This is a genomic window from Clostridium lamae (assembly GCF_033043255.1).
Lineage (GTDB): Bacteria > Bacillota > Clostridia > Clostridiales > Clostridiaceae > Clostridium > Clostridium lamae.
In genome coordinates this window covers 1-12,124 of record NZ_JASCQJ010000066.1, presented here as the reverse complement: position 1 = coordinate 12,124, position 12,124 = coordinate 1, and the positions used below count along the sequence as shown (strand labels likewise).

Annotated in this window: 13 protein-coding genes; 5 read left to right on the top strand and 8 right to left on the bottom strand. The window is 25.0% G+C overall.

The window, feature by feature from the left end:
* Positions 1–118: 118 nt before the first annotated feature.
* The 3 genes from QK892_RS17865 to QK892_RS17855 form a co-directional block, all read right to left on the bottom strand.
* Positions 119–1,276, bottom strand: coding sequence for an MFS transporter (locus QK892_RS17865; RefSeq protein ID WP_317274902.1), 1,158 nt, complete (start codon positions 1,274–1,276; stop codon positions 119–121).
* Between the two features lie 99 nt (positions 1,277–1,375).
* Positions 1,376–1,753 carry a desulfoferrodoxin gene (locus tag QK892_RS17860; protein ID WP_317274901.1) on the bottom strand — a complete coding sequence of 126 codons (378 nt, stop codon included), beginning with the start codon at positions 1,751–1,753 and terminating at the stop codon, positions 1,376–1,378.
* A 75-nt stretch (positions 1,754–1,828) separates the two neighbouring features.
* Positions 1,829–2,236 carry a ribonuclease H family protein gene (locus QK892_RS17855; protein ID WP_317274900.1) on the bottom strand — a complete coding sequence of 136 codons (408 nt, stop codon included), beginning with the start codon at positions 2,234–2,236 and terminating at the stop codon, positions 1,829–1,831.
* Between the two features lie 146 nt (positions 2,237–2,382).
* Between QK892_RS17855 and QK892_RS17850 the strand changes: the two genes are divergently transcribed.
* Both QK892_RS17850 and QK892_RS17845 read left to right on the top strand, forming a co-directional pair.
* A complete protein-coding gene (locus QK892_RS17850) occupies positions 2,383–3,243 on the top strand; it encodes an LD-carboxypeptidase (RefSeq protein WP_317274899.1) in 861 nt (286 codons plus the stop codon).
* A 101-nt stretch (positions 3,244–3,344) separates the two neighbouring features.
* Positions 3,345–3,782, top strand: a complete 438-nt coding sequence (locus QK892_RS17845) for a GatB/YqeY domain-containing protein (protein WP_317274898.1) — start codon at positions 3,345–3,347, stop codon at positions 3,780–3,782.
* 36 nt (positions 3,783–3,818) lie between these two features.
* On the opposite strand, the gene QK892_RS17840 is transcribed toward QK892_RS17845, so the two are convergent.
* The 5 genes from QK892_RS17840 to QK892_RS17820 form a co-directional block, all read right to left on the bottom strand.
* On the bottom strand, positions 3,819–4,697 hold the full coding sequence (locus QK892_RS17840) for a DMT family transporter (RefSeq protein WP_317274897.1): 879 nt from the start codon (positions 4,695–4,697) through the stop codon (positions 3,819–3,821).
* An 84-nt stretch (positions 4,698–4,781) separates the two neighbouring features.
* Positions 4,782–4,973, bottom strand: coding sequence for a DUF1450 domain-containing protein (locus tag QK892_RS17835; protein ID WP_317274896.1), 192 nt, complete (start codon positions 4,971–4,973; stop codon positions 4,782–4,784).
* Between the two features lie 152 nt (positions 4,974–5,125).
* Positions 5,126–6,592: a PH domain-containing protein gene (locus QK892_RS17830; RefSeq protein WP_317274895.1), complete on the bottom strand. Its 1,467-nt coding sequence runs from the start codon at positions 6,590–6,592 to the stop codon at positions 5,126–5,128.
* On the bottom strand, positions 6,576–7,124 hold the full coding sequence (locus QK892_RS17825; protein ID WP_317274894.1) for a PH domain-containing protein: 549 nt from the start codon (positions 7,122–7,124) through the stop codon (positions 6,576–6,578). The genes QK892_RS17830 and QK892_RS17825 overlap by 17 nt, the downstream gene beginning before the upstream one ends.
* A gap of 219 nt (positions 7,125–7,343) precedes the next feature.
* A complete protein-coding gene (locus QK892_RS17820; RefSeq protein ID WP_317274893.1) occupies positions 7,344–8,543 on the bottom strand; it encodes an acetate kinase in 1,200 nt (399 codons plus the stop codon).
* 407 nt (positions 8,544–8,950) lie between these two features.
* Between QK892_RS17820 and QK892_RS18470 the strand changes: the two genes are divergently transcribed.
* The 3 genes from QK892_RS18470 to QK892_RS17810 form a co-directional block, all read left to right on the top strand.
* The gene (locus QK892_RS18470; protein WP_394855052.1) at positions 8,951–9,853 is read left to right on the top strand and encodes a DUF6385 domain-containing protein; all 903 of its coding nucleotides are present in this window, start codon (positions 8,951–8,953) and stop codon (positions 9,851–9,853) included.
* Between the two features lie 30 nt (positions 9,854–9,883).
* Positions 9,884–10,705, top strand: a complete 822-nt coding sequence (locus QK892_RS17815) for a DUF6385 domain-containing protein (RefSeq protein ID WP_317274892.1) — start codon at positions 9,884–9,886, stop codon at positions 10,703–10,705.
* Positions 10,706–10,784: 79 nt separating this feature from the next.
* On the top strand, positions 10,785–12,124 hold a 1,340-nt coding region (locus QK892_RS17810; protein WP_317274891.1), incomplete at its 3' end, for a glycosyltransferase.

The window sequence follows — 12,124 nt, the reverse complement described above, 5'->3', positions numbered from 1 at the left end:
TTGGAGCATAAATAATAACTTCTCCATTATAGTCTAATTTAATTGATATATTCTTTTTATTTTTTAGAATTAAATTGTAGTTAATTTTAATACCATTTAAAATAATAGTTTTTTTCATTTATCTATTCCTTTTAAAATTTTTAGGATTAGGCAAGAAAACAAATAGAATTACTACAGAAATAACTAGCAATATAAATCCTAAAAAGTACATTCCAAAATATCCAAACACACCTTCAACATAACTATAAATTGATGGGTAAATAAAATTTGAACCACCACTGCTTAAAACTGATAAAACTGCAAATGAAGTTGCTATAAGTTCACTATCTAATATATCTCTTAAGTATTTAAAAAGAAAATTTAAATATAATCCATACATAATACCATGTAATTGATCACCAATAACTATTAACACTACATTCCCTGTTGAAAACATTAAAATCTTAATAGCAGCTATAGACAAAGAAATAGTTAAGCACCTTTTACTATTTGCCTTACTTAAATACTTTGCTATCATCATAAATGCAAAAAATTCTATAACTACTCTAAAACTAATAGAAGCACTATATATTTCATTAGCTTTGTCCATATTTCCAACTAATTTTACTAAATAGGATGAATATGCAAAATCTAAACCCATATAACTTCCCATTCCTAAGAATACAACAATAATTAATAGAATTATATTTTTGTTCTTGAATAAATCAACAAATTTAATTTTATTTGTATTTTCTCTAATTTTAAAATTCCCTTTAAAAGTAAATAAAATAACCGCCATCATTATGATAATCATAATTAAAGCTAGAATATGTAAAATTCTAAAGCCAAATTTATTAATTATAATTCCTGAAACAAAAACTATTATTGCATAACCAATTGATCCCCATTTACGAATATCTGAAAATTCATATTTACTTATTATACATAATTCTTCAATATAAATTTCAAATATTCCAGCTAAAGATCCTAAAATTGCTCCATAAATTGGAGCATATATTATAGTTAAATCTTTATTAATAAACATAAGACCTACTATAGTTATAAAAGCTATAACTAAATATGAAAGTATAAATCTGTTTTTATTAGCAGATTTAGAAAATTTATTAGATAAAATAGGTTGCGAAAATAATGTAAATAAAGCACCTACTGATACTACTCGTCCAACTTCACTAAGACTAAGACCTATTTCTTGATTTAAGTAAGGAAAATAAAAAGTGGTTAAGATACTAAAAACTCCAAAAGTTAAAAAAGTAGTTATTCCATAATATTTTTTCATCTGTATTAACCTCCAAGTATATTACTAACTATATAATAGTATATATTTAAGCATTATAAAAGGCTATCTTTAAAAGATAGCCCAAATATTGATATTATCTTATTTTGTGCTCCACAAACCATGTAGATTGCAATATTCTCTAACTCTATCTAAATCACCATTAATTTTAAATTTGGCTACTGGTTTTTCCCCAGGAGTCAAGGCTTGTCTTAAAACTTGTCCATCTTTTGTAATTACTTCAACCCATTGGATAAAATGTTCAGTTATCATTGGATGTTCAACTTCACCAACTTGCACTCTAAGCTCTCCATCTTTTTCTTCATAAACTGGAATATGTTTTTCTACAGCTGCATCAACAGTGTTTTCACTTAATAATGTCATTGGTTTTCCACAACATACTAAAGTACCTCCACCAACTTGTATAACTTCCACCATATTCCCACAAATGTCACATTTGTAAACTTGTAACTTTTCCATACAAAATCACTCCTTATTAATAATAATTATTATATATATAGTGTACTACTTTTATTTGTGATTTACAAATTTTTCTTATATTTTTATAGCTTCTTCAGCTAAATTTCTCACATATTTATATTCATTTGCTTCGAAATACTCATAATTTATTGTTATTTTTAATTTTTCTGACTCTTTTAAAATTTTATCTATCAGGTCTTCTATTTTCCTAGGAACCTCCACATTTTTCATTTTAAGATAATTAATTATCATCAAATTTGTACTATAAACAGTTAAATCACTTATTTTTTCGGCTTTAATAGCTTCGTTAATTCCATAGATAATTCCATGGATATGGGCTTCAATTATAGAACCTTTTCCTATCTCTTTAGAAAAAACCTTTTCATAGCCGTTATCATTTAAAATTACCCCTCCGATACCCATGTTGCTTTCATAATTTCTAGTTTCGTTACAAAAACCACTTACATAAAGTCTATATTTCATAAATCCTCCATTTATAAGCTTATACCTTATATGCTATTCTTAATAGTTTACTATTATTCTTATAGGATATCTTTAAATTTGCTTTTTTAGTATTTATATTTATACTTATAATTAATATATAATAAATAATTATAAGGAGCATAAATATGGGTATTTTAAATATAAATGATTCAATTGGATTAATATCTTGTTCAAACGGTTTAAATCCTAATATGAAAGATACAATAGCAAAGTTAATATCTATATTAAATAATATTAATATTAATGTGATTGTATCAAAAGCATTATATACAAATAAGGATGGTTCAACATTAGATGCAGAATTTAGAGCTAAAGAACTTATGGATTTATACACTAATAAAGATGTCAAAGCAATTTTTGACTTATCTGGTGGAGATTTATGTAACGAACTTTTAGACTATTTAAATTATGATGATATATTAAAATCGAAAAAACCTTTTATTGGATATAGCGATTTAACTGTTATAATAAATTCTCTATATACTAAAACAGACTTAACAAATTTTAATTATCAATTAAGAAATTTAGTAAGAGAAAGTGGAGATATACAAAGAAAATATTTTATCGATACTTTTTTACGTGAAGAGGATATGATTAATTCTCTTAACTATAATTTTATTAAAGGTGAAAATATGGAAGGTATAATAGTAGGTGGTAACATTCGTTGTTTTTTAAAACTTGCTGGTACAGAATATATACCTCCTTTTGAAGATAAAATTTTATTCTTAGAAGCTCTAAGTGGTGATATAAATAAAATTTCAACTTTTATAGCTCAATATAAACAAATTGGAGCCTTTTCAAGGATTAAGGGGCTTATACTTGGAAATTTTACTGAAATGGAAAAATCATATAGCGATTCTGATATAAAAGATTACTTTTTAGAAAAATTTAAAGAGTATAATTTCCCTATTATTAAAACTTCTGAATTAGGACATAACCCTAATTCAAAAGCTATTCCCATTGGTAAAAGAATAATATTAAAATAGTCAAGGCTTTCCATTCTTGAAATAATAATTTATTAAAGTTATAATTTAATGTGTACTTAGATAATAAATAATTATTATAATTTTTATATAGAGGTGAACTTATGTTAAAAGAAGAACTTAAAAAAAATGAAATAGCTGCTATGAAAGCTAGGGAAAAGCAAACAGTAAATGTATTAAGACTAGTTAACTCTGAAATCAAAGCTTATGAAGTAAATGAAAGAAAAGACGTTACTGATGAAGTTGTAGTTAAAATAATTGAAAAGCAAATTAAGCAATTAAAAGAAGCCCTTCAATATGCAATACAACTAAATGATGAAGAAAAAATTCAAGAAGGTAATTTTGCAATTAACCTACTTACACCTTATCTACCTGCTCAATTAAGTGAAGAAGAGGTTACAGTTATGCTTAAAGAAATAATTACTAATGGAAATTATGGACCTTCTGATATGGGAAAAATAATGAAAGAAATAATGCCAAAAGTAAATGGAAAATTTGATAGATCTAAAATAAATCCTATGGTGAAAGAATTCTTTAAATAAAAAAATCCTCCTTAATTGGAGGATTTTTTTATTTACTTACTTTATCTTTTCTACTCTATCTAATTTTTTATTATAAATGAACATATATAAGGAAGCTATAAATATTATTCCATAACCAATAAAACTTAAACTATCTGGTAATGCGCCAAAGATAATGAAACTAATTATTGCAGAGAAAATTATATTCGAATAATCAAATATTGATATTTCCTTAGCCGGAGCATATTTATATGCTATAGTAATTCCAAATTGTCCGATACTTGCAAAAACTCCTGCCATAAGTAAATAAAATAATTGCAATATTGACATTGGTTTATACACAGCTAACATGAAAGGGAAAATTACAATTAATGAGAATAATGAAAAATAAAAAACAACAGTATAATGTTTTTCTTTATTCCCTAAAACTCTAAGGCAAGTGTAGGCACCAGCTGCAAAAATTGCTCCTAATATTCCGATAATAAATGGAAAAATATCAAGATTAAATGTTGGTTTTATAATAAATAATGTTCCTGTAAACGCAATAATAATTGCTATCATTTGCTTTAAATTTATTTTTTCTCCAATGAATAATGCAGAAAAAATAATAACAAAAAATGGGCTTAATTTATTTAACATATTAGCATCTGAAAGTATAAGTTTATCTATAGAATAGTAGTTTAAAACTATTCCTATTGTTCCTAACGTTGACCTTAGTATCAATAACTTTTGACTATCTTTTTTACCAAAAAAACTATCTTTATTTTTTATAATAAAGATAAAAGCTATTATACAAGAAACTAAATTTCTAAAAAATGTTTTTTGGAAAGAAGGTAGATCCCCAGCTAATTTAACAAAAGCAGACATAACTGCAAATCCAAATGCTGAAAAAATTATAAAAATAATTCCTTTAATCCTATCACTTAAATTATTCATTTTATCACTCCTTACTTGTATATAATACATACAAAACAAATAAAAATCAAAAAAAACCTTAGAGGCATCTCTAAGGTTTTTTAATTATTCTTCGATTTTCTTTATAAATTCCTCTTCTGTCTCTGATTCGATATAATCGCCATTCGCATATCCGATTACTAGTCCATCTCTTCCACCACATTCTCCTATGCAGCCAACTTCTACATTTTCACTTCCGAACTTTAACTCTAACTTATCAATATCTATTCCTGAACAAACTGGGCAAACTGATATCATAATTCCATTCTCCTTTTACATTACTATTTCTATGATTCAATTATATTAGGAGTATTTATTATTCTCAAACCCCAATTCTTTGAAATATTATTTATTATCTTTCATTTTCTTTAATTTGCTTCTTATTATTTAAAATTTTACAATATTTAATTTTATAAAATTAAATTTTTATCAATATTATTTAATAAAATTTTGTTCATATTTTTTATTATAACTATATCACCTAATTTATTACTATATATATCTAACTTAAAATCACACACATGTTTTTTTCTTTGAAATGGATTTTCTAGAATTTCTACAGATTGTAGATATTCCTGTTTAATTAGTGTTGTAACTTTCTCAATACTTCCACTACTGGCAACTAGCAATTCTTTATTGACCCCTAAAGAAGTGTTTCTATAATTTAAATACCCAAGTAGTATATTATATAAAATTAAAATAGTAAATGAACATATTTTTATTAACAACAATGTATTAGGAATCATAAAAGCTAATGGAATTATTAAAAATGCAATTAAGACAATTGATCTCTTTATTATAAATCTACTTAATGCTTTTTTGGGTGGCTTATTAATATCTCCAGCAAACTCAAATGATGGTAATATTAATTTCAATGTTGAATTTATAAAATCTTTATCTGCTACTGGATAAAGTATAGCTTGTTCATTTTTTTCATCTCCATATCCAACAGTTACTACTTCTATTTGAAATATTTTAAGAAATTGTTGTAGTATATTTTGCTTATATCTTATAGCATATATTTTATCTTTAGGAATTGAGTATTCCTTTATTGTTAATAGACCATACTTTATTTTAATGTCATTTTTGTCATTAGTTACAGTAAAGTTATAAAGTCTAACAAATTCAAAGATAATATATATAATACTTATAAAAACATACATTACTATAAATACCAATATTAGTATTAAAATAGATTTAAATAATCCAATAGAAAATATTTTTTCTACCTCAATACTTTCTACAACATTATTTGTAATTGATATATTAAATGTTTCTTCTAAGTTTAGTATGAAATCACCTATAAAAAATACTCCTCCAATTGCCCAAAAGATTTTTGATTTACTTAATGAATAAATCAATATTTCTTTAAACGTAATTGTTTTGCAAAAAGTTTTTTGGTGAGACTTTTCTAATAATTCTATGGAATCATTTATGTTTTCGCTGCTTAATTCATTTATTAAATCTCTTATTTCATACACATCTTTTTCATTGATCTTTAGTTTTATCTCTTGTCCAAGTTCTTTAACAGCTCCTGTATCAATTTTTAATGTAGATACATTAAATAATCTATCAATTATATTTCTATTTATATCGATTGTGTTTATTTTATCAAATGGTATCTCAAGCTTCTTCTTATTTATTAATCCAGTATAGTATAATAATTCATTATTATTTACTGAAAACTTTATAGTAAACCATTTTAATAATGATTTTAAAACACTTAAAATTATCAATGCTAAAATAACATAAATTCCACCTTCATTTATGTTGGTAATTGCTAAAAATATAAATACAAATACTGATTTTATTGACTTTATAATTTCTTCTACAATAAAACTTATATGATTTTTTTTATAGCTATTTTGTTTCATCATAATTTTCAAATTCCTTATCTGATATAATATTTTCTTCACAATTATCTAATTTTTGATGAACTTTAACTTTAATTAACTCTTTTAAGTATTCGCTTATCTCTTCTGCTCTTTTAGTATCAATATTAGGAATTTTATGTTGTCCACCTGCAGTAAATATAATTATATTACATAGGTTTAAGAATTTATTTATAGGTCCTTGATTTACTTGAATATGTTGAACTCTTATTATAGGAATTATAACTGTTCTTTTGAAATATATACCTTCTGTAAATTCAATCTTATCATTTGTTATAATATAGCTCCACTGTTTATATTCAAATATTGGATAAACAAAAGAATTAATTAACAATATAATTATTAGTACACTAATACCTAATGTAAAAATTATTTTTATCTCATCAAAGTTATCTATAACTTTTGATAAAAATATTGTAGACGATATTAATGAAATACTAGCAATTAGAGTGCCTATTAAACGCGCTATAATCCATGACTTTCTAGCATTTTTATTAAGCTTTTGGTATTCTTGCATTATTACTCCCCCTAGTTATCTTAAACTTTTATATAATTATATCATCTATAAAGATAATCTTTAAGAAAAATATGTAAAATAACTTAATATTTTACATAAAATATTAAGTTTAATAAATATAAAAGCTCCATCTATAGTAACAGTTTTATTATTTCTACTGTCTACTATAAAGGGAGCATATCATTTACTGGTCTGCTTTTATATTATATTCAATTAAACTTATTTATTGTTAACTAATTTTACTGTATCTCTAGCTATCATAAGCTCTTCATTAGTAGGTATTTCATATACTTTAACCTTTGAATCTGTAGTTGATATTTCTTGAATCTCACCTCTTACATTATTCTTTTCATCATCAATTTCGAATCCAAGAAACTCGAGCCCTCTTAAACATTCTTTTCTTGTTATTGAAGAGTTCTCCCCTATTCCTGCTGTAAATACTATTACATCTACTCCACCCATTATTCCGGCATAAGCAGCTATTTGTGCTCTTACTTTATAATGGAAAATGTCTAAAGCAAGTTTTGCTCTTTCATTTCCTTTTTGTGCTTCTGCTAAAACGTCTCTAAAATCTGAAGATACTCCTGATATACCAAGTACACCAGATTTTTTATTTAGTAATTTATCAACTTCGTTAATTGTATATCCTTGTTCTTCAATTAAAAAGCTAATTACTGAAGGGTCTATACTTCCTGATCTTGTACCCATCATAACTCCAGCAAGTGGTGTGAATCCCATTGAAGTATCTATTGATTTACCACCTTTAACAGCAGCAAGAGAACATCCATTTCCTAAATGACAAGTGACAATTTTTAAATCCTTAATGTCTTTTCCCATAACATCTGCTACTTTTTGAGAAACATACATATGAGACGTTCCATGGAAACCATACTTTCTTATTCCGTACTTTTCGTACAATTCATATGGTAATGGGCAAATATATGCTTCCTTAGGCATGGTTTGATGGAATGCAGTATCAAATACAGCTACCATTGGTGTGCTAGGCATAAGTTCTTTACAAGCTTCAATTCCAATTATATTTGGTGGATTATGTAATGGTGCTAATGATATACAATCTCTAATTGATTTTAATACATCCTCATCTATTATTGCTGAATGAGCATATTTTTCTCCTCCATGAACAACTCTATGACCTACTGCGCCTATTTCTTCCATTGATTTAATTACACCATTTTCATCGTCTATAAGAGCATTTAAAACGTGTTTTATGGCAGCTTTATGATTTGGCATATCTTCCTTAATAATATACTTTTCTCTACCTTCTACTTTTTGAGTTAAAATTGATCCATCAATTCCTATTCTTTCAACTAACCCTTGTACTAATGAAGTCTCTGTACTCATATCAATTAATTGATACTTTAAAGATGAACTTCCACAGTTAATTACTAAAGTTTTCATTTATACTCTCCTTTTCATATATATTAATACTAATTATATAATACACTAAAAATTTATAGATTAAAATTAATAGATTACTAAATATTATACAGAATATATTAAATTTTAGCTAATTTTTTTAATATATTTTAGATTAACTTAGTTTTACTAATATTTTTATATAAATATACCTAAATTTGATTTGAAATTCTTCATAAATTTAATTGTTTTTCTTTAATCAATGTTTTATACTTTCCTTGCTTTTTAATTCAGATAAATTCTAAAAAAACATAATAAAATACTATACTTTATATGTAAATTTCCATCAACCTTTCTTTATTCACAATTAATTTTCGTATTATCTAAGTTTTTGTTATGAAAAGTTTAACACTTTTGATAAAAATGAATATTATACTAAGGTAGACTGTATTTATGAAAGGAGGTTTTATTCTATCATTACTGTTTATCCAGAGGCAACTTATATTTCAAATTCTCAGGAATATGCAAACTATTATTATAAAAAAACACTACTTGTAGGAAGTAGCAATTCTAATAATGTTAATTATGTTTCTATTTTTAAATTTTCTAGTTTTGATTATTTAAAAGATATTAATACGATTAATGCCTATCTCAATATTAAATCATTAAATAAAAGTAAAGTTACAATATATGATTTAAGTAAAAATATAAAATTATGCAAACTTATAGAAAACTTTAATATAGAAAAAGTTTCTTGGAGTAACCCCCCTAAGGCTATTACTGTAGATCTCACTGAAAGTGATTATAATTATGATGATAATTTAAACATTCTTTCTTTAAACATTTCATCAATAATTAAAAATGATGACGATACAATCCCTATATATGGATTAGCCTTACTTTGTAGGCCAACCTTTAGAGATACTATTTATAATTTTTATTCTTCAAATAGTTGTGAACCGCCTTTTATCACTATTAATTATGATAAAAATGAATTCGGTACACTGAGAAATTTATATAGTGTTTTTAAAGAAAAAGAGTTTACAGTTGAAAGTAATAATAGTGAATTTTATTCTCAAACGATAAATATTCATAATTATAATAATGCAACTTATTTTATTAAAAATCTCAGTAATTCTAATTTATCTGCGATTCTACAAATTAGTCCAGATGGGTGTGATTTTACAAATGACGTTGTTGTCGCAAATATATTGGCAGGGGAATCAGCCGCCCTCAATCTAACTAAGTTTTTGAAGTTTTCTAGAATAAAATTTATTAATCTAGATGGAAATACTAATTCTAGTCTTCAGATTTGGCTTCAAGGACAAACATTTGATTATCATTTAAGATAAAAATTTAAAACTACAAAAGAGGTGTATTATATGAATAATTTAATTTTCAATACAACTGCTTATGAATTAAGAACTAGCATATATGCTCAGGCTCCTAATAACTCATTAAGAATTTTACAAGTAAATAGTGATGGAAGTCTTAAGACATCAATATCAAACGATAGTTTAACCGTTTCTGTTAACAATCCTATTACAATTGCTAATTCCATTACTATCTCTAATGCCAGCCTTTCTGTTGATGTTAACAATCCTATTACCATTTCTAATCCTATTACTATTGCTAATGCTAGCCTGACTGTCAATGTAAATGATCCAATTAATATAGCTAATCATAGCTTAACTGTTTCAGTTAGTAATCCTATAACACTTGCCAACTCTATAACTGTAGCTAATGACAGCCTTACAGTTTCTGTTAACAACCCTATTACAATTTCTAACTCCATTACTATCGCTAATGCCAGCCTTTCTGTTGATGTTACCAATCCTATTACTATCGCCAATAGTAGTTTAAGTGTAACAATTTTATCCAACACTTTTACTTCAAGCTCTATTTTAAATACTACTGTAACTGGAACTGGAACAATTCTAAACAATACCGATATTTCTACTTTGAGAACAGCCTCTTTCTTAGTATATAATTTGGGAACAACAGATTTAAGAATATCTTTACAAATTAGTCCAACTACAGATGAATCATTATATATCACAGATCCAAGTTATAATAATTTAACCATACTCGCAGGACAAAGTAGAATTATACCAATTGGTAAGTTTGCTCATTATGCTAGATTACTATATATTCTAGATGAGGTGACCGCAACCTTCTCTGCTTACTTTAATGGACAAAGTTAATTAAAATAACAGCTTCCTTGGTATAAGATTTTTCTTACACCAAGGAGGTTACATAATTTAAAACAAAGGAGGCTATTTTATGAAAAGATATACTTTAAGTCTATGTATGATTATTAAAAATGAAGAGAAATTTATAGAAAAATGTCTTGATGCTGTAAGTGCAATAGTAGATGAATTCATAATTGTAGATACTGGTTCTAAAGATTCAACTTTAGATATAGTTAGTAAATATAATGTGAATTTATATAACTATACATGGATAAATGATTTTTCAGCTGCAAGAAATTTTGCTCTTAATAAGGCAACTTCTGATTGGATTTTATTTTTAGATGCAGATGAGATTTTAGATGATAATTCTAAAGATAAGATACTTAATTTTATTAATAATACTAAATACGATGGCTGTCACTTTATAGTGCATAATTATAACTCAGAAAATAAAAATGATTATACGATACATTATGCTCTTCGATTATTCAAAAATAATAAAGGTTATTATTATAAAGGAAAAATTCATGAACAAATATCTAATAATGAGGAATCTAATCTATTAAATAAATTCTCTAATGAAAATATATTATTGCATCATTACGGATATAGCAATGAAGTCTTGAAAGAAAAAGATAAGAGAGCAAGAAATATTCCTATTCTTTTAGAATGCTTAAAGAATGAGCCTAATGATTCTTTTACATTATTTAATCTAGCAAATGAATATTTAGCTAAAAATGAAATCTATACAGCCTTAGAATACTATAATCTATCTTATAAAAATATTAATATAAAACAACATTATGCTATTCACTTATATTATAGAATTTCAGTTTGTTATCATAATATAAAGGATTACTCTAGTGCTATTAAATATATAAACGAAGCTTTACAACATTTTTGTCCTAACGTTGACTTTGAATATTTAAAAGGCTGTATATATTATGATTGGGGAAAATATACACTTGCTATAGATAGTTTTAATAAATGTCTTGAAATAGGTGATGAAGCTAATACAATTAAGTTTATTAATAATTGTGGTTCTATTAATCCGTTAATTTCATTAGGAAATTTATATTTCAAATTATCGGATTATTCAAAAGCTCTCGATTCTTACAATAAAGCTCTAAACTTAAATAATAATAATTTAAATCTTTTATATAAAATAGGTACCGTATTAAATAAATTATTTATAAATAAAAATGAAGTTAAAGATAATTTACTCATTTACTTTTCCTCCAAAGAATACACGCCTAATATAATATTAACATTAGATATACTTATTAGAGAAAATCTTTTTTATGAAGCAGAGTTGTTAATTAATGAACATCAAAATTTTAAAGGTTATTTTGTTGATTATAATTATATAGCTGGAATTATTAATTTCCATAATAAAAAATATACTTATGCCTTACGTTACTTTAATAATGT